General features: G+C 77.8%; 1 protein-coding gene and 1 pseudogene. Both read left to right on the top strand.

Annotated elements, in window-relative coordinates; translation table 11 throughout:
* Nucleotides 1-3: 3 nt before the first annotated feature.
* Nucleotides 4-8,958: pseudogene (locus tag ACH4OA_RS13630) on the top strand (SDR family NAD(P)-dependent oxidoreductase); the annotation flags it as partial.
* A 5-nt stretch (nucleotides 8,959-8,963) separates the two neighbouring features.
* Nucleotides 8,964-21,107, top strand: coding sequence for an SDR family NAD(P)-dependent oxidoreductase (locus ACH4OA_RS13625; protein WP_397969071.1), 12,144 nt, complete (start codon nucleotides 8,964-8,966; stop codon nucleotides 21,105-21,107).
* The last annotated feature ends 1 nt before the right edge of the window (nucleotide 21,108 follow it).

The following is a 21,108-nucleotide window of genomic DNA, read 5'->3' as shown; positions in this document are numbered from 1 at the left end:
TCCATGGCCGAGGACGAGAAGCTCGTCGAGTACCTCCGGTGGATGACCACCGATCTGCAGGCGACCCGCCGGCGGCTCGACGAGGTGGAACAGGCCGCACAGGAGCCCGTCGCGATCGTGGCGATGAGCTGCCGGCTGCCCGGCGGCGTCCGCTCGCCCGAGGAGTTGTGGCGGCTGGTCGCCGACGGCACCGACGCCGTCACCGGCTTCCCCGCCGACCGGGACTGGGACCTGGAGGCGCTGTACCACCCGGACCCGGACCACGCGGGCACGTCGTACACCCGGCACGGCGGATTCGTCGACGGCTGTGCCGACTTCGACCCCGCCTTCTTCGGGATCAGCCCGAAGGAGGCGCTGGCGACGGACCCCCAGCAGCGGCTGCTCCTGGAACTGGCCTGGGAGGCGTTCGAGCGGGCCGGACTGCCCGCCGAACAGGTCCGCGGCAGCGGCACCGGAGTGTTCGCCGGGGTGATGTACAACGACTACGGCAGCCGCGTCCGCCACCCCGCCGACGACCTGGAGGGCTACCTCGGCACCGGCAGCGCCGGCAGCGTCGCCTCCGGCCGCGTGGCCTACACGTTCGGCCTGGAAGGCCCCGCCGTCACCGTCGACACCGCCTGCTCCTCGTCGCTGGTCGCCCTCCATCTCGCCGTCCAGGCGCTGCGCCAGGGTGACTGCCGGCTCGCCCTGGCCGGCGGGGTGTCGCTCATGGCCACCCCGGCCACCTTCATCGGTTTCAGCCGGCAGCGCGGCCTGGCGCCCGACGGCCGGTGCAAGGCGTTCGGGGCCGGGGCGGACGGCACCGGCTGGGCCGAGGGCGCCGGCCTGCTGCTGCTCGAACGGCTCTCCGCCGCCCGCGCGAACAACCACCCGGTGCTGGCCGTCATCCGGGGCAGCGCGGTCAACCAGGACGGCGCCAGCGGCGCGCTGACCGCACCCAACGGACCCGCGCAGGAACGCGTCATCGCCCAGGCCCTGGCCAACGCCCGGCTGCGGCCGGACCAGATCGACGCCGTGGAGGCGCACGGCACCGGAACCGTGCTCGGCGACCCCATCGAGGCCCGGGCGCTGCGGTCGGTGTACGGCGCGGAGCGGGCGGCCGGCCGCCCGCTGTGGCTCGGATCCCTGAAGTCCAACATCGGGCACGCGCAGGCGGCGGCGGGCGTCGCCGGGGTGATCAAGACGGTGATGGCGATGCGCCACGGCGTGCTGCCGCGGACCCTGCACGCCGACGAGCCGTCCCCGCACGTGGACTGGGATTCCGGACCGCTGGCGCTGCTCACCGAGGCGCGGCCCTGGCCCGAGAGCGGCGAGCCCCGCCGGGCGGGCGTCTCCGCGTTCGGGATCAGCGGCACCAACGCGCACGTCCTGCTCGAACAGGCGCCGGCCGCGGAGCCCGAGCCGGCCGGCACCGAGGCGACCGCCCCCGAGCCGACCGGCCTCGCCCCGGCCGACCGGGAACCGACCGCTCTCGACCCGGCCGGCCGTGCGGTGCCGGAACTGCCCCCGCTGTGGACGCTGTCCGCGAAGAGCCCCGAGGCGCTGCCCGCCCAGGCCGCGCGGCTCGCCGCCCACATACGCGCCCGCCCCGAGCTGCGGCCCGCCGACATCGGCTGGTCGCTCGTCCGCACCCGCACGGCGTTCCCGTACCGCACCGCCGTCGTGGGCGCCGACCGCGGGGAACTGCTCACGGCCCTCGACGCGCTGGCCGCCGGCCCGGAACCCGGCGGCCTCCGGGCCCCGGCCGGCACCGGCCGGGCCGCCCTCGTCTTCCCCGGCACCGGCAGCGGGTGGGCCGGTCCGGCCGGTGACCTGCTGGACGCCTCGTCGGTGTTCGCCGCGCGGTTCGCGGAGTGTGCCGAGGCGCTGCGCCCGTACACCGGCTGGTCGCCGGCCGACGTGCTGCGCGGCGTGCCCGGGGCACCGGCGCCGGACGACACCGAGGCCGGCCCGCCCGTGCTGTGGGCCGTCATGGTCTCCCTGGCCGCCCTCTGGGAGGCCGCGGGTGTCACCGTGTCCGCGGTGCTGGGCCACTCGCTGGGCGACCTGGCCGCCGCCGCCGTCAGCGGCTCCCTGTCGCTGCCGGACGCCGCCCGCGTGGTGGTGCTGCGGAACCGGGCGCTCGGCTCCCTCGGGGGCGGCGGCGGTCTGTTGTCCGTGTCCGCGGCACCCGACGACGTACGCGGGTGGCTCGGGGAGACCGGTGGTTCCCTGACCCTCGCGGCGGTCGACGGGCCCCGGTCCGTCACCGTCGCCGGACCCGAGGAGGACCTCGACGCGCTGCGCGCGCGGTGCGCGGCCGAGGGCGTCCCGGCGCGGCGCGTCCCCCTGTCCCACGCCGCCGCCCACTCGCCGCGGATCGAGGAGGTCCGCGAGGAACTCGCCGCCGCGCTCGCCCCGGTGGTGCCGCGGGCCGGACGGCTGCCCGTGTACTCCGCGGCCACCGGCGGGCTCGTGGAACCGGCCGCCCAGGACGGCGCGTTCTGGTACCGCGGCCTGCGGCAGCCGGCACGGTTCGAGCAGGCGGCGCGGGCCATGCTCGCCGACGGCTTCGACCTGTTCATCGAGTGCGCCCCGCGCCCCGTCCTCACCGAGGCCCTGCGCGAGACCGTGGCCGGTGCCGCCGGTGCCACCGGCGGCACCGACGCCACGGGTGCCGCCGATACCGCCGCCGTCGTCGTGGGCATGCCGGCCCAGGACGACGCCACCGCGCCGCGCCGGTTCGCCGCCGCGGTCGCCGAGGCGGTGGCGGGCGGAGCACGCCTGGACGCCGACCGGTACTTCGGCGCCGCGCACCGCGTCGACCTGCCCACCTACGCCTTCCGCCGCACCCGGTTCTGGCTGCCGGCCGACGCCGCCCCGGCGCCGCGCACCGCCGCCGCGTACCCGCCCGGCACACCGTGGCGGCTCCAGGTGACGGAGCCCGGCGACCTCGCCAGTCTCGCCCCGGTACCCGCGCCCGACGCGCGGGACGAACTGGCGCCGCACGAGATCCGCGTCGGCGTCCGTGCCACCGGGCTGCACTTCGGGGACGTACTCGCCGGCCTGGGCCTCGCCCCGCAGGGAGCGGGCGGCACGGCACCGGGCACCGAGGCCGCCGGTGTGGTCCTGGAGACCGGAGCCGGCGTCACGGGTGTCGCCGTGGGTGAGGCGGTGATGGGCCTGTTCCCCCGGGGCGCCGCCGGCCCCGTCGCGGTCACCGACCACCGCTTCACCGTCCCGGTCCCCGACGGGTGGACCTTCGCCCAGGCCGCGGCGGCCCCGCTGGCCTACCTGACCGCCCACCACGCCCTGTTCACGCTCGCCGCGCTGCGCCCCGGCGAGACGGTCCTGGTCCATGCCGCGAGCGGCGGCACCGGACGCGCGGCCGTCCAGCTCGCCCTGCACCACGGCGCCCGGGTGCTCGCCACCGACACCCCCGACCACCGCACCGCCCTGCGCGCCCTCGGACTGCCCGCGGAACAGCTCGCCTCCTCGGCCACCCCCGATTTCGTCGCCCCGCTCCTCGACGCCACCGGCGGCCACGGCGCCGACGTCGTGGTCAACTGCCTGACGGGGGAGTTCACCGACGCCACCCTGCGGCTGCTGCCGCACGGCGGGCGGTTCGTGGAGACCGGCCGCACGGACGTCCGCGACGCCGGCCGGGTCGCCGCCGGCCACCCCGGCGTCGCCTATCTGGTGGCCGACCTGGCCGACACCGGACCGGACCGCGTCCGGGCGGCCCTGACCGAGCTGGCCGCGCTGTTCGCCGACGGAACGCTGCCCCCGCCGTCCGTACCCGTCTGGGACGCCGACCGGGCCGCCGAGGCGCTGGAGCGGCTCGCCGCCGACCGGCACGCCGGACAGGCCGTCCTCGTCCTGCTCCCGCCCGACCGCCCCGGCCCCGCCGCTCCCTCCGCCGCGCTGTCCACCGCGCTGCGCGAGCTGGACCCGGACGCCCGCCGCGCGTTCGTGCTGGACCTCGTCCGTACGGAGGTCGCCGCGGTCCTCGGCCACGACGACGCGCGGGCGATCGGGTACGACCAGAACTTCCAGGAACTCGGGCTCGACTCGCTCACCGCGGTACAGCTGCGCAACCGGGTGCGCGCGGCGACCGGACTGCGGCTGGCGGCGACCCTCGTCTTCGACCACCCCACACCCCGGGCGGTCGCCGCACACGTCCTCGCCCGCGCCGGCGAGCGGCCCGCCGACGCCGCCTCCGCGCACCCCGGCGGCCCGCCCGCGCGGTCCGCCGACGGCGCGCCCGCGCACTCCGGGGACCGGCCCGCCCCGGACGACGACCCCATCGCGATCGTCGCCATGAGCTGCCGCTTCCCGGGCGGCGCGCACTCGCCGGAACAGCTCTGGGAGCTGCTGGACACCGGGACCGACGTCATCGGCGACTTCCCCGCCGATCGCGGCTGGAACCTCGCCGAACTCCACCACCCCGACCCGGACCGGCCCGGCACGACCTACGCCCGCCAGGGCGGCTTCCTCGACACCGTCGCCGACTTCGACGCGGACTTCTTCGGGATCTCGCCGCGCGAGGCCCTGGCCATGGACCCCCAGCAGCGGCTGCTGCTGGAGACCACCTGGGAGGCGTTCGAACGCGGCGGCATCGATCCCACGAAGGCGGCCCCCGGCCAGGTCGGCGTCTTCGTCGGCACCAACGGGCAGGACTACCCGAGGGTGCTGGCCACCGGCAAGGACGACCTGGAGGGGTACGTCGGAACCGGCAACGCCGCCAGCGTCCTGGCCGGCCGCCTCGCGTACGCGTTCGGCTTCGGCGGCCCGGCCGTCACGGTCGACACCGCCTGCTCCTCCTCCCTGGTGGCGCTGCACTGGGCCGCGCAGGCGCTGCGCCGGGGCGAGTGCTCGCTCGCGCTGGTGGGCGGCGTCACGCTGATGACCAGCCCGCTGCTGTTCACGGAGTTCAACCGGCAGAAGGTGCTGTCCCCGGGCGGCAGATGCCGGTCGTTCTCCGCCGACGCGGACGGCACGAGCTGGAGCGAGGGTGTCGGCGTCCTGCTCGTGGAGCGGCTGTCCGAGGCGCGGCGCCACGGCCACCGCGTGCTGGCCGTGGTGCGCGGCTCCGCCGTCAACTCCGACGGCGCCAGCAACGGCCTGACCGCGCCCAACGGCCCCGCCCAGGAACGGGTCGTGCGCGGCGCGCTCGCCGACGCCGGCCTGACCCCCGCCGACATCGACGCCGTGGAGGCGCACGGCACCGGCACGAAACTCGGCGACCCCGTCGAGGCGCAGGCGCTGCTCGCCACCTACGGGCAGCACCGCCCCGACGGCACCCCGCTGCTGCTGGGCTCCCTGAAGTCGAACATCGGCCACACCCAGGCCGCCTCCGGGGTCGCCGGGATCATCAAGCTGGTCGAGGCGATGCGCCACGAACGGCTCCCGCGGACCCTGCACGTGACCGAGCCGACCCCGCACGTCGACTGGTCGGCCGGGGCGGTGGAGCTGCTGGTCGCCGCCCGTGACTGGCGCCGCTCCGGGCGTCCGCGCCGGGCCGGGGTGTCCTCCTTCGGGATCAGCGGCACCAACGCGCACGTCATCATCGAGGAACCCCCCGCCGCCCCCGAGCCGGACACCCCGGCCGGGCCGGACGGCCGCCCGGTGCCCTGGCCGCTGTCCGCCAGGAGCCCGGAGGCGCTGTGCGGCCAGGCCCGGGAGCTGGCCGCGCACCTGGCGGCCGGCGGACCCGCGCCCCGCCCGCTGGACGTCGCCTGGTCCCTCGCCACCACCCGCGCCGCCCTGCGCCACCGGGCCGTCGTCCTGGTGGACCACGCCGGGCAGGCGGCCGAGGCGCTCGCCGCCGTCGCCGCCGGCCAGGACGCTCCCGGCGTGGTCCGCGCACAGGCGCGCGAGGACCACAAGACCGCGTTCCTCTTCGCGGGCCAGGGCAGCCAGGCCGTCGGCATGGGCCGGGACCTGCACGCCGCACACCCCGTCTACGCCGACGCCTTCGACGCGGTGTGCGCCGCCCTCGACCCGCACCTGCCCCGGCCGCTGGGCGAGGTCGTCTTCGCCGAGGACGGCCCCGCGGCCGCCGCGCTGCTAGACCGCACCGAGTACGCGCAGCCGGCGCTGTTCGCGTTCGAGGTGGCGCTCTTCCGGCTGCTGGAGTCCTGGGGCGTCGCCCCGGACCTCCTCGCCGGGCACTCGGTGGGCGAGATCACCGCCGCGCACGTGGCGGGAGTGCTCTCCCTCGCCGACGCCGCCGCGCTGGTCGCGGCGCGCGGCCGGCTCATGCAGGCCCTGCCGGAGGGCGGCGCCATGGCCGCCGTGGAGGCCGGACCGGCGGAGCTCACCGATCTGCTCGCCGCGGCCGGCGGCCGGGTCGCGGTCGCCGCGGTCAACGGGCCCCGGGCGACCGTGCTGTCCGGGGAGCGCGACGCCGTGGCCGAGGTGGTCGCCGTGCTGAAGGAACGGGCCCGGCGCGTCTCCTGGCTCCGGGTCAGCCACGCCTTCCACTCCCCGCTCATGGACCCGATGCTCGCCGAGTTCGAGCGGGTCGCGCGGGGACTGGCCTACCGCCCGCCGCGCGTCCCCGTCGTCTCCGCCCTCACTGGGCGCCCCGCGACCGCCGAGGACCTGTGCTCGCCCGCCCACTGGGTCCGCCACGTCCGGGACACCGTGCTCTTCCACGACGCCGTACGCTCCCTGGACGAGGCCGGGGCGACCCTCTACGTCGAGCTGGGCCTCGGCGCGCTCAGCCCGATGACCGTCGACTGCCTGGCCGGAGGCGGCACCGTCGTGACGGCGCAGCGCCGGGACCGGCCGCAGGAGGCCGCGCTGCTGCACGCCGTCGCCGCCCTGCACGCCCACGGCGCCCCGGTGGACTGGCCCGCCGTCCTCGCCGGACGCGGCGCGCGGACCGTACCGCTGCCCACGTACGCCTTCCAGCGCAGCCGCTACTGGCCGCGGCGCGCCGTCACCCGCGGCACCGGCCCCGGCACCGGGCACCCCGTGCTCGGCCCGGTGGTACGGCTCGGGGACAGCGACCGGTACCTGGCCACGGGCCGGCTCTCGACGGCCGCCGTGCCGTGGCTCCCCGAGCACGAGGTGTTCGGCGCGACGGTCGTGCCCGGCACCCTGCCCCTGGAACTGGCCGTGCAGGCCGCGGAGGCCGTGGGCAGCGCCCAGGTGCGGGAACTGACCCTGCACGCGCCCGTCGTCTTCGGCCCCGACGACGACCTCGAACTCCAGCTGCTGCTGGACGAGCCGGACGCCGCCGGCGGCAGGTCCCTGCGCCTGTACGCCCGCCCGTACGACGGCACGGACGCGGGCCGCTGGACCCTGCACGCGAGCGGCGCCCTCGCCGACGAGGACCCGGCACCCGGACCCGGCCTGCGGGTCTGGCCCCCCGAGGGCGCCGTCCCCGTCCGGGTCGACGGTCTGTACGAGGACTTCGCCGCGCAGGGTGTGCGCTACGGCCCGCTGTTCCGGGGCGTGCGGTCCGCCTGGCGCGACGGCGACGTGCTCTACGCCGACGTCGCCCTCCCGGACGGCACCGGCACCGGCGCCTTCGCCCTGCACCCCGCCCTGTGGGACGCCGCCCAGCACCTGGCCGCGATGGACGGACTGGGCTCCGGCTCGGGCGCGGCGGTGCCGTTCTCCTGGGCCGGGGTACGGCTGCACGCCGGCGGGGCCACGCGCCTGCGGGTGCGGATCGCGCCGGCCGGTGAGGACACCGTCACCATGGAGATCGCCGACGGCCGGGGCGACCCGGTGGCCGGCGTCGCCCGCCTGACGGCGCGGCGCGCGTCCGCGCGGCACATCGGCGCCGGGCCCGCTTCCGAGCCGGCGGAGCTGTACCGCCTCGCCTGGGTGCCGGGCCCCGCCACCGGGCCCGCCGAACCACCCACCCTCACCTGGACCGGCACGGACCACCCACCCACCGCACTCCACGAACTCGTCGGCCGGGCCGGCGTCCATTCCGGTGCGGGCGCCGACTGCACCCTCGTACCGATCACGGCCGGCGGTGACGGCGCCCCGGACGCTCCGGCGGCGCAGGCCCTCGCCGCGCTGCGGTCGTGGCTGGCCGATGCCGAGCGGTCCGCGCGGGGCCGGCTCGTGCTGCTCACCACGGGAGCCGTCGCCTGCACCCCGCACGAGACGGTGGACGACCCCGCGCGGTCGGCGGTGTGGGGGCTGGCCCGCGCCGCCCAGGCCGAGTACCCCGGCCGGGTGGTCGTGGCCGACCTGGACGGCAGCGCCGCCGCCTGGGCCGCCCTGCCCGCCGCCCTCACCACGGGCGAACCCCAACTCGCCCTGCGCGGCGACCAGATACTCGTGCCCCGACTGGAACGCGCCGCGGACACCGGACCCGCCGCGGAGACCGGAGCTGCTGCGGACACCGGGCCCGCTGCGGACACTGAACCCGCTGCGGGCACCGGACCCATCGCGGACTCCGCACCCGCCGGTGGCCTCGATCCGGCCGGTACGGTTCTGATCACCGGTGGGACCGGCGACCTGGGCGCGCTCGTGGCCCGGCACCTGGTCACCGCGCACGGTGTCCGCCGCCTGCTGCTGACCAGCCGCCGCGGGCCGGCCGCCGAGGGCGCGGCCGAACTCGCCGCCGCCCTGCGCGCGGAAGGCGCCGACGTCACCGTGGCCGCCTGCGACGCGGCCGACCGTGACGCGCTCGCCGCGCTGCTCGCCGCCCTTCCGGCCGACCGGCCGCTGACCGCGGTCGTGCACGCCGCCGGCGTCCTGGACGACGGCGTGCTCGGCTCCCTCACCCCGCAGCGCCTGGCCGGCGTCATGGCGCCGAAGGCGGTCGCGGCCCGGCATCTGCACGAGCTGACCCGGGACCTGCCGCTGTCCGCCTTCGTCCTGTTCTCCTCCGCGTCCGGCGTCCTCGGCTCCGCCGGGCAGGGCGGTTACGCCGCCGCCAACAGCTACCTCGACGGACTCGCCGTACACCGCCGGGCCGCCGGGCTGCCCGCGACCTCGCTCGCCTGGGGCCTGTGGCACCAGGAACGGGGTGGCATGGCGGGCGGGCTGACCGAGGCGGAACGCGACCGCATCACCCGCGCCGGCTTCGGCGCGATCGAGCCCGCCGCCGGACTCGCCCTGTTCGACGCCGCGCTGCGGCGGCCGGACCCGGTCCTCGTCGCCGCCCGGTTCGACCTGCCGCTGCTGCGCCCGCGCGCCCAGAACCCCGACTTCCCGCCGGTGCTCAGGGGCCTGGTGCCACCGGCCCGCATCCCGTCGGCCGCCGCCCCCGCCGCCCCCGCCGCCCCCGCGGCCGGCGACGGCCCGCCGCTCGCCGACCGGCTGCTCCCGCTGGACGACGCCGGACGGGAGAGTCTGCTGCTCGAACTGGTCCTGACCCAGGCGGCGGCGGTGCTCGGGCACAGCTCGCCGCGCGCCGTCCCGGCGGACCGGCCCTTCACCGAGTCCGGACTCGACTCCCTCGCGGCGGTGGAGATCCGCGGCCGGCTCGACGCCGCCACCGGCGTCCGCCTCCCGGCGACCGTGGTCTTCGACCACCCCACGCCCGCCGCTCTCGCCGCCCACCTGAAGGACACCCTCGTGCCCGCCCCGGCCCGCCCGGCCGACGCCGCCCTCGCCGACCTCGACCGGCTCCGCGACACCCTCCCGCCGCTGTCCGGCGACCCCGAGGCCGCCGCGCAGATCCGGCTGCGGCTGAAGGGCCTGCTCGCCGCCTGGGACGAGGCCACCGCCCCCGCCGACGCGGCGGACGACGGCGCGGACGACGCGCTGGACGCCGCCGACCTCGGCGAACTGCTCGACATCATCGACGAAGAACTGGGGAACGCCTGATGACGGGCACCGACCGGACACCGCCCACCGACAAGGTCCTGGACTCCCTCAAGCGGCTCACCGCCGAACTGCGCCAGACCCGCAAGCGGCTGCGGGAGGCCGAGGACGCGGCCCGCGAACCCGTCGCCATCATCGGCATGGCCTGCCGCTACCCCGGCGGCGTCCGCAGCCCCGAGGACCTATGGCGGCTCGTCGCCGGCGGCCGGGACGCCGTGTCCGCCTTCCCCACCGACCGCGACTGGGACCTCGGCGCCCTGCACGGCCCGCAGGCCGGGGACGCCGGCACCAGCCACGCCCAGGCGGGCGGCTTCCTGTACGACGTCGCCGACTTCGACCCGGCACCCTTCGGGATCAGCCCGCGCGAGGCGACGGCCATGGACCCCCAGCAGCGCCTGCTGCTGGAGACGGCCTGGGAGACCTTCGAGCACGCCGGCATCGACCCGTCGGCCCTGCGGGGCAGCCGGACCGGTGTCTACGCCGGGATCATGTACCACGACTACGCCGCCCGGCTGAAGGAACTGCCCGAGGAGGTCATGGGCTACCTCGGCACCGGCACCTCCGGCAGCATCGCCTCCGGCCGCGTCGCCTACACCTTCGGCCTGGAGGGCCCCGCGGTCACCATCGACACCGCCTGCTCCTCCTCCCTGGTCGCCCTGCACCTCGCCGTCACCGCGCTGCGCAAGGGCGAGTGCTCCCTCGCCATGGCCGGCGGGGCCACCGTGATGGCGTCCCCGCTGCCCTTCGTGGACTTCAGCAGGCAGGAGGGCCTCGCGTCGGACGGCCGGTGCAAGTCCTTCGCGGCCGCCGCCGACGGCACCGGCTGGGCGGAGGGCGCCGGCATGCTGCTGCTGGAGCGGCTCTCCGACGCCCGCCGCAACGGCCACCGCGTCCTCGCCGTCGTCCGCGGCAGCGCCGTCAACCAGGACGGCGCGAGCAACGGACTGACCGCCCCCAACGGGCCCGCGCAACGGCGCGTGATCCGGCAGGCCCTCGCCGACGCCGGCCTCGGCCCCGCCGACGTGGACGCCGTCGAGGCGCACGGCACCGGCACCACGCTCGGCGACCCCATCGAGGCCCAGGCCCTGCTGGCCGCCTACGGACAGGGCCGCGCCCCCGGACAGCCCCTGCGGCTGGGCTCCCTGAAGTCGAACATCGGCCACACCCAGGCCGCCGCGGGCGTGGGCGGCGTCATCAAGATGGTCCTCGCCCTGCGCGAGCAACTGCTGCCCAGGACCCTCCACGTCGACGAGCCCACCCCGCACGTCGACTGGTCCGCCGGCGCCGTCGAACTCCTCACCGAACCCCGCCCGTGGCCCCGGGGCGAGGCCCCGCGCCGCGCCGGCGTCTCCTCCTTCGGGTTCAGCGGCACCAACGCCCACGTCGTCATCGAGGAACCCCCGGCCGAGGAACCCCGGCCCGCGCCCGACGCGGCCCCCGCGCCGGCCGGCACCCCGCGGACCACCGCCCTGTGGGCCCTGACGGCCGCCTCGGAACCGGCCCTGCGCGCCCAGGCCGCCCGCCTGTCGGAGCACCTGCGGCGCCACCCCGGCCGCCGCCCGCACGACGTCGGTTACTCCCTGCTCACCACCCGCGCCCCCCTGGAGCACCGGGCGGTCCTCACCGGCGACGACCCCGGGGAACTGCTCCGCGCCGTCGAGGCGTTCGCCGCCGGCCGGCCCGCGTCCGCGCTGCTGCACGGCCGTACCGCCCCCGGCGGCCTCGCGATGATGTTCACCGGCGGCGGCAGCCAGCGCCCCCGCATGGGCCGCGGCCTGTACGAGGCGTTCCCCGCCTTCGCCGACGCGTTCGACGAGGTGTGCGCGGAACTGGACCGGCACCTGCCCGCCCCGCTGCGTCCCGTCGTCTTCGCCGGGCCGGACGAGGACGGCCACGCCCTGCTCGCCGGGCAGGCCTTCGCCCAGCCCGCCCTGTTCGCCGTGGAAGTCGCGCTGTTCCGGCTGTTCGGCTCCTGGGGCGTCGAACCCGACCACGTCCTCGGCCACTCGGGCGGCGAGCTGGCGGCGGCCCACGTCGCCGGCGTGCTCTCCGTCGCCGACGCGGCGGCCCTGGTCGCCGCGCGCGGCAGACTCACCGGGGAACTGCCCCCGGGCGGGGTCATGGTGGCGGTCGCCGCCGCCGAGGACGAGGTCCGCCCCCTGCTGGCCGACGGCGCCGAGATCGCGGCGGTCAACAGCCCCGGCGCGGTGGTGCTCACCGGGGACGAGCAGCCCGTCACCGCGCTCGCCGCCCACTTCGCCCGCCAGGGCCGCAAGACCCGTCGGCTGAACGTCAGTTACGCCTCGCACTCCGCCCGCGTCACCCCCATGCTGGACGAACTCCGGCAGGTCGCCGCCGGTCTGGAGTTCCGGCCGCCCCGCATCGGCTTCGTCTCCACGGTCACCGGACGACCGGCGGACGCCACCGAGCTGTGCACCCCCGAGTACTGGGTGCGCAACGCCCGCCGGCCCGTCCGGTTCGCCGACGCCGTACGCCATCTGGAAGCCGCCGGGGTGCGGACCTTCCTCGAACTCGGGCCTGAAGCGGCCCTCACGCCCATGGCCGAGGCCTGCCTGACCGCCGCCTGTGCCGCAGTCCCCGCGCAGCGCGCCGACCGCCCGGAGACCGCCGCGGTGACCGCCGCCGCCGGCCACCTCCACGCGCGCGGCACCGCCGTCGACTGGGAGGCGTTCTTCCAGGGCACGCACGCGCGCCGGGTCGGCCTGCCGACGTACGCCTTCCAGCGCCGGCGCCACTGGCTGCGGGCACCGGTCCGCGACCGGGTCGACGTCTCCGCGGCCGGCCTCGGCTTCCCCGACCACCCGCTGCTCGGCGCGAGCGTGCTCATGGCCGACTCCGAGGAGTACCTGTTCACCGGCCGGCTGACACCCGCCGCCCAGCCCTGGCTGGCCGACCACGCCGTGGGCGGCTCCGTGCTGCTGCCGGGCACCGCGTTCCTGGAGCTGGCGCTGCGCGCGGGCCGGCACGCGGACTGCGACCGCGTCGAGGAACTGACCCTCACCGCCCCGCTGGTGATCCCGGACGACCGGGCGGTGGTCCTGCAGATCCGGGTCGGCGCGCCCGCCGAGGACGGCCGGCGGGCGGTCGAGGTGTACGCCCGCGACGAGGACGCCCTGCCCGGACAGCCCTGGGTCCGCCACGCCACCGGCACGCTGTCCGCCGCCGCCCCGCACCCGCCCCGGGACGAGGACCCCGCGGTCTGGCCCCCGGCCGGCGCGACCGCCCTCGGCCTGGACGGGCTCTACGACCGCCTCGCCGCCGAAGGACTGCACTACGGCCCCGCGTTCCAGGGGCTGCGCGCGGTGTGGCAGCGCGGGCGGGAACTGTTCGCCGAGGTCGCGCTGGACGACGAACAGCAGGACGGCGCCCGCTCGTTCGGCCTGCATCCCGCCCTGCTGGACGCCGCGCTGCACGCCCTGGGCCTCGGCACGCTCCCGGACGTGGCCGGCACCGCGGCCCTGCCGTTCTCCTGGCACGGCGTGTCCCTGTTCGCGGCCGGTGCCGCCGCCGCCCGCGTCCGGCTCGCCCCGAACGCACCCGGCACCGTCGCCATCGACGTGACCGACCCGACGGGACGGCCGGTCCTCGCGGTCGACGCGCTGGCCCTGCGCCCGGCCGGCCGGATCACCGCGGGCGCCGGCACCCGCGAGCCGCTGCTCCACCTCACCTGGACACCGCCGCGGACACCGGCCGTACCGGCGCCGTACGGTGCCACGGCCGCCCTCGCCGACGCGCTGGACTCCGCCGAACCGCCGCCCGGCATACTGCTGCTGCCCCTGACCGGCACCCCGCGCGACGCCCGGCCGGACCGGGCTGCGGGGGAGTGCGCCGCCGACGCCTTGGAACAGGTGCGGGCCTGGCTCGCCGACGACCGGTTCGCCGCCACGCGCCTGGTCGCCGTGACGAGCGGGGCCGTGGCCGCCGGACCCGAGGAGGACGTCACCGACCTGGCGGGCGCCGCCGCCCTGGGGCTGCTGAGGTCGGCGCAGTCGGAGCACCCGGGACGGATCGTCCTAGTGGACACCGACGCCCCCGAGGATCTGACCCGGGACCTGCCCGCCGTGCTCGGCACGGACGAGCCGGCCCTCGCCTTGCGGGCCGGCCAGCCGCTCCTGCCCCGGCTCGTGCCGGCCGGCGCCCCGCCCGGCCGGCCCCCGGCGTTCGACCCGGACGGCACCGTCCTGATCACCGGCGGCACCGGCGCCCTCGGCGGCCTCCTGGCCCGGCACCTCGTCGCCGAGCACGGAGTGCGCCACCTGCTGCTGACCAGCCGCAGCGGCCCGGCCGCCGACGGTGCCCCGGAACTCGCCGACGCGCTGCGCGCGCTGGGCGCGCGGGTCACCGTCACCGCGTGCGACGCCGCCGACCGGGAGTCCCTGGCCGGGCTGCTGGCCTCGATACCGCAGGACCGGCCGCTGACCGCCGTCGTCCACGCGGCCGGCGTCCTCGACGACGGTACCGTGCAGACGCTGACCCCGGACCGGGTCCGCCGCGTCATGGCCCCGAAGGCCGGTGCCGCCTGGCACCTGCACGACCTGACCAAGGACGCCGGCCTGACCGCCTTCGTCCTGTTCTCCTCGGCGGCCGGCCTGCTCGGCGCCCCCGGACAGGCCAACTACGCCGCGGCCAACGGCTTCCTCGACGCCCTGGCCCTGCACCGCCGCTCGCTCGGACTGCCCGCCCTGTCCCTGGCCTGGGGCCTGTGGGAAGGCACCACGGGCATGGTCGGCGGACTCGACGGCCCGGCGCGGCACCGGCTGGCCGGGCTCGGCATGCGGCCGATCCCCGCGGCGGACGGCCTGGCCCTGTTCGACGCCGCCCTCGCCGGGACCGAGCCGCTGGTGGCACCGCTCCACCTGGACCCGCGCCGGCTCGACGCCGGCACCGCGCCCGCGCTGCTGCGCGCCCTGGTGCGGCCCGCGCCGCAGCGGAGCGCCGCCGCGGCCCCCGCGCGCCCGGACGGCACCGGCCTCGCCCAGCGCCTGGCCGCCCTGCCCGAGGCCGAGTGGCTGCGCGAGCTGACCGAACTGGTACGGGCCGAGGCCGCGGCGATCCTGGGCCACGACAGTCCGCGCGAGGTGCCCGAGGACCGCACGTTCGCGGAGGCCGGCTTCGACTCGCTCGCCGCGATCGGACTGCGCAACCGGCTCGGCACCCACACCGGGCTGCGGCTGCCGACGACCCTGGTCTTCGACCACCCGACCCCCGCCCACCTCGCCGGGCACCTGCGCGGACTGCTGCTCGGCAGCACGGCGGCCACCGCCGCGCCCGCGCGCGGCCCGGCGGCGCCCGCCGACGAGCCGATCGCCATCATCGGCATGGCCTGCCGCTACCCCGGCGGCGTGACCTCCCCGGAAGACCTGTGGGACCTCGTGCTGTCCGGCCGCGACGCCGTCCGTGAGATGCCCCGCGACCGGGGCTGGGACATCGACGGCCGCTACGACCCCGGACCGGGACCCGGCCGGCGCGGCACCTTCGCCACCCGCCACGGCGGATTCCTGGACGGCGCCGCCGACTTCGACCCCGGCTTCTTCGGCATCAGCCCGCGCGAGGCCCTCGCCATGGACCCGCAGCAGCGGCTGCTGCTGGAAGTGTCGTGGGAAGCGTTCGAACGGGCGGGCCTGGACCCGCAGTCGGCGCGCGGCAGCGACACGGGCGTCTTCGCCGGTGTCATGTACCACGACTACGGATCGTGGGCCGCGGACACCCCCGACGACGTGGAGGGTTATCTCGGCTCGGGCACCGCGGGCAGTGTCGCCTCCGGCCGGATCGCCTACGCGCTCGGGCTGGAGGGCCCGGCCGTCACCGTGGACACCGCCTGCTCGTCCTCGCTGGTGGCCCTGCACCTCGCCGCCCAGGCGCTGCGCGTCGGCGAGTGCTCCCTCGCCCTCGCCGGAGGCGCCACCGTCATGGCGACGCCGGGGCCGTTCATCGAGTTCAGCCGTCAGCGGGGCCTCGCCCCGGACGGCCGGTGCAAGTCGTTCGCGGCCGGCGCGGACGGCACCGGCTGGGGCGAGGGCGTCGCCGTCCTCCTCGTGGAACGGCTCTCGGACGCCCGCCGCAACGGGCACCGCGTCCTCGCGGTGCTGCGCGGCAGCGCGGTCAACCAGGACGGGGCCAGCAACGGGCTGACCGCGCCCAGCGGACCGGCGCAGCAGCGGGTCATCCGGCAGGCGCTGGCCGCCGCCGGACTGACGGCCCGCCAGGTGGACGGCGTCGAGGCCCACGGCACCGGCACGGTGCTGGGCGACCCCATCGAGGCGCAGGCCCTGCTGGAGACGTACGGCGGTGAGCACGGCCCGGACCGGCCCCTGTGGCTCGGCTCGCTCAAGTCGAACATCGGCCACACCCAGGCCGCGGCCGGCGTCGGCGGCGTGATCAAGATGGTGCAGGCGATCCGCCACGGCACACTGCCGCGCACCCTGCACGTCGACCGGCCCACGCCCCACGTCGACTGGTCGGCCGGCGGGATGCGGCTGCTGACCGACGCCGTCGCCTGGCCCGCCACCGGAGAGCCGCGCCGGGCGGGGATCTCGTCCTTCGGGATCAGCGGCACCAACGCCCACGCCATCATCGAACAGGCCCCCGACGACCTGGCCGCTCCCGCCCCGGACGCCGGGCCGGCGGACCCCGCCCGGCAGCCCGCGGACGACGGCGCGCCCTGGCTGCTGTCCGCCGCGGACCCGGCGGCCCTGCGCGACCAGGCGCGGCGCCTGCTGACGCGGCTGCGCGCCCGGCCGGACACCCCCGCCGCCGACCTCGCCTTCAGCCTCGCCACCACGCGCTCCGCGCTCCGCCACCGCGCCGCCGTCGTCGCGGTCGGCGGTGAGGACCGTACGGCCGCCCTGGAACGTCTCGCCGGCACCGGGCTGCCCGGGCCCGGCGCCCTGACCGGGCGCGCCGCCGACGGCACGGTCGCCTTCCTCTTCAGCGGCCAGGGCAGCCAGCGGCCCGGCACGGGACGCGAACTGGCCGCCGCCGACCCCGTCTTCGCCAAGGCCCTGGACGAGGTCTGCGGGTATCTCGACCCGTTCCTCGACCGGCCCCTGCGCGAGGTCCTGTTCGCCGAGCCGGGCACCGCGGACGCCGCGCTGCTGGACCGGACCGACTACACCCAGCCGGCCCTGTTCGCCCTGGAGACCGCGCTGGCGTACCGGCTCCGCTCCTGGGGCGTACGCCCCGACGTGGTCGCCGGGCACTCCCTCGGCGAGCTGACCGCCGCGCACATCGCGGGCGTCCTCGGCCTCCAGGACGCGGCCACGCTGGTCGCGGCGCGCGGCCGGCTGATGCAGGCCCTGCCGGTCCACGGCGCGATGGCGGCCGTCCAGGCCCCGGAAGAGGAGGTCGTGGCGCTGCTGACGGACCGGGTCACGCTCGCCGCCGTCAACGGCGCCGGCTCCGTGGTGGTGTCCGGCGACGCCGACGCGGTGGACGCGCTGACCGCCCGGCTCGCCGCGGCCGGCCGCCGGACCCGGCGGCTGCGCGTCAGCCACGCCTTCCACTCCGCCCACATGGACGGCATGCTCGACGAATTCCGGCGGATCACGCGGGAGGTGTCCTTCCGGGAGCCGGCACTGCCGGTCGTCTCCGCGACCACCGGCCGGCCCGCCCCGGCCGCCGAGCTGTGCGCGCCGGAGTACTGGGTGCGCCAGTTGCGGGAGCCGGTGCGGTTCCGGGACGCCGTGGCGCGGCTGGAGGCCGACGGCGCGGCCGTCTTCGTCGAGATCGGCCCCGGCACCACGCTCACCGCGGCGGCCCGGGACAGCCTCGCCGACCGCGCCCGCCCCGTGGTGCCCCTGCTGCGCCCCGGCCTCCCCGAGACCCGCGCGCTGACCACCGCGCTCGCCGAGGCGCACGTCCACGGCGTGGACGTGGACTGGGCCGCGTACTTCGCGGACACCGGCGCGCACCGCGTCGACCTGCCGACCTACCCCTTCCAGCGCCGCCGGTACTGGCTGGCGGCCGGCCCCCGGCGGACGGCGAGGGAGCACCCGGTGCTGGGCCCGGCCGTGTCCGCGCCGGACATCCAGGGCTCCGTGTTCGCGGGCGACCTGGACACGCGGGCCCGGCCCTGGCTGGCCGGGCACCGCGTCGCCGGTACGGCCGTCCTGCCCGGCGCGGCCCTCGCGGAGCTGGCCCTGCGCGCGGGCGCCGAACTGGGCTGCCCGACCGTCGAGGACCTGGTCCTCCAGGCCCCGCTGCCCGTCCCCGACGACACGGTCCTGCCCCTGCGGCTGTCCGTGCAGGAACCGGACGCCGACGGACGGCGGTCCTTCGGCGTCTACGCGCGGGCCGGGGACACCTGGAACCGGCACGCCGTCGGCACCCTGTCCGCCGCCCGCCAGGACCCGCCGGCCACCACCGGGCCGTGGCCGCCCGCGGGGGCCGTGGCCGTCGACCTCACCGGCGTCTACGACCGGATGGCCGAGGCGGGCCTGTCGTACGGCGAGACGTTCCGGGGCCTGCGGGCCGTGTGGCGCGACGGCGACGCGCTCCTCGCCGAGGTCGCCCTCCCGGACGGCACGGACCCGGACGCCTTCGGCGTGCACCCCGCCCTGCTGGACGCGGCCCTGCACCCCCTGGCCCTCGGCGAGGACGACCGGCCCGCACCGCCCGTCCTGCCGTTCTCCTGGCGCGGCGTACGGCTCCACGGCACCGGGGCGCGGACCCTGCGGGTACGCCTCACACCGGCCGGCGACCCCGGCACCGTGAGCCTGGAACTGACCGACCCCGACGGCGCCCCGGTCGCCTCCGTCGCGGCCCTGGCCCTGCGCCCGGTGTCCGCGCCACCCGACACCGCCCGGCCGCTGCTGCGCGTCGAGTGGACACCCGCGGACCACCCGGCGCCCGCCGCCGACCCCGGCACCCGCTCGTGGGCCGTCCTCGGCCCCACCCCGATCGGCTCCCTGCCCCGCGCCGACACCCTGGCACTGCTCCCGGACGGCACCGACACCGTCCTCGCACCGTTCCTCACACCGCACGACCCGCTCGACCCCCGGCCCGCCCACCGGGCGCTGGAGCTGATCCGGACCTGGCTGTCCGACGCCCGGTGGACGCGGTCCCGGCTCGTGGCCGTCACCCGCCGCGCGGTGGCGGCCGCACCGGACGACGACGTGCCCGACCTCGCCCACGCCCCGCTGTGGGGACTGCTGCGCTCCGCGGCCTCCGAACACCCCGGCCGGTTCGCCGTGGTGGACGTGGACGGCGAGCAGGCGTCCTGGGACGCCCTGCCGGCCGCCGTGGCCTCGGGCCTGGCCCAGGTGGCGCTGCGCGGCGGCACACCGCGCACGCTCCGGCTCGTTCCCTCGGCGCTCACTCCCGGCGCGTCCGTCTTCGGACCCGACGGCACGGTCCTGGTCACCGGCGCCGCGGGCGCGCTGGGCGGGGCGACGGCCCGCCATCTGGTCGCCGCGCACGGGGTACGGCACGTCCTGCTCGTCGGCCGGCGCGCCGACGACCCCCGGCTGGCCGCGCTGGCCACCGAGATCGAACGGCTCGGCGGCGCGGCCACGGCCGCCGGCTGCGACGTCGGCGACCGCGACGCCCTGGCCGCGGTGCTGGCCGGCGTCCCGGCGGACCGTCCGCTCACCGCGGTCGTCCACTGCGCCGGCGTCCTGGACGACACGGTCGTGGCCTCCCTGACCCCGCACCGGCTGGAGCGCGTGCTGCGCGCCAAGGCGGCCTCGGCCTGGCACCTGCACGACCTGACCAAGGACGCCGGCCTGACCGCCTTCGTGCTGTTCTCCTCCGCCGCCGGTCTGCTCGGCGCCCCCGGACAGGCCAACTACGCCGCCGCCAACACCTTCCTGGACGCCCTGGCCCAGCACCGCAGGGCACACGGCCTGGCCGCGCTGAGCCTGGCCTGGGGACCGTGGGACCAAGGCGGCGACGGCATGGCGGGCGCCCCGGAACTGCGCCGCACGGCCCGCGCCGGCATCGAGGCGCTGACACCCGGGCGAGGGCTCGCGCTGTTCGACGCCGCCGTCGGCGCCGTCGCGCCCGACCCGGTCCTGGCCCCGCTCGCCACCGACCAGGAGCGGCTGCGCGCCCTGGCCGGCGACCCGGCACTGCCCGAACCGCTGCGGCTCCTGGCCCGGCACCCCGCCCGGCCGGCACGGCCCGCACACCCGGCTGCGGTAGGGCACCCCGCCGCCGAACCGCCCCCGGCACACCTGGCCGCGCTGCGCGGGGCCGAACTGGAGGCCGCGCTGCGCTCCGCCGTCCGGACCGCGGCGGCGGCCGTCCTCGGCTTCACCTCGCCCGGCGACGTGGACGACGACCGGTCCCTGCCCGAGCTGGGCATGGACTCGCTCATCGCGGTGGAACTGCGCAACCGGCTGGAGCGGGCCACCGGCCTGCGCCTGGCGGCGACCGTGGTCTTCGACCACCCCACCGTCCCCGTCCTCGTCCGCCACCTGCGGACCGAACTCGCGGCCGGCACCGCCGCGGCGGCCGTGCCGCCCGAGGACGACGGCGTCGGGGCGCTGTTCCGGCGGGCCCGCGCCGCCGGCCGCACCCTGGACGGCATCGAGTTGCTCCGCACGGCCTCGCGGCTCCTGCCGTCCTTCAGCGGCGCCGCCGAACTGGGCGAGCGGCCCGAGCCCGTCCGGCTGGCGGGCGGCGACGGCACGGCACCCGCGCTGGTCTGCTTCCCCGCGGTGGTCGCCCTGTCCGGCCCGCACCAGTTCGCCCGGCTCGCGGGCGCGCTGCGCGGCCGGCGGGAGGTGGTCGCCGTGCCGCAGCCCGGATTCCTGCCCGGCGAACCCCTCCCCGCCGACTGGCGGGCCGTGGTCGAGGCACAGACCGCGACGGTACGGCGGTACGCGGCCGGCGCGCCCGTCGCGCTGCTCGGCTACTCGTCGGGCGGCTGGATCGCCCACGCGGTGGCCGCGTCCCTCGCCGCGGCGGGGGAGGCCCCGCAGGCCCTGGTCCTGCTCGACACCTATCTCCAGAGCGAGACGAGCGACACCCTGGCCACCGCCTTCACCGACGGACTGTTCGACCGGCACCAGGCCGCGGCGCCCGTCGACTCCCGTTCACTGACCGCGATGGGCGCCTACTTCCGCGTGTTCGAGGAATGGACCCCCACCCGGACCGGTGTGCCCACCCTCTTCGTGCGGGCCGCCGACGCGCTGCCCGGCACCGAGGCCGGACCGCATCCGGCCTGGGCCGCGGACGCCACCGCGCACGAGACCCCCGGCGACCACTTCTCCCTTCTTGAGGAGCACGCCGGTGCCACCGCACAAGCCGTCCACGCCTGGCTCACGGGCCGGACGGACCGACACCCGACGTACAGGAGCGCATGAC

It is taken from the genome of Streptomyces sp. NPDC017095, assembly GCF_044332325.1.
Taxonomy (GTDB): Bacteria; Actinomycetota; Actinomycetes; order Streptomycetales; family Streptomycetaceae; genus Streptomyces.
Note: the sequence above shows the minus strand (reverse complement) of the source record. Positions and strands in the feature narration are given on the sequence as shown.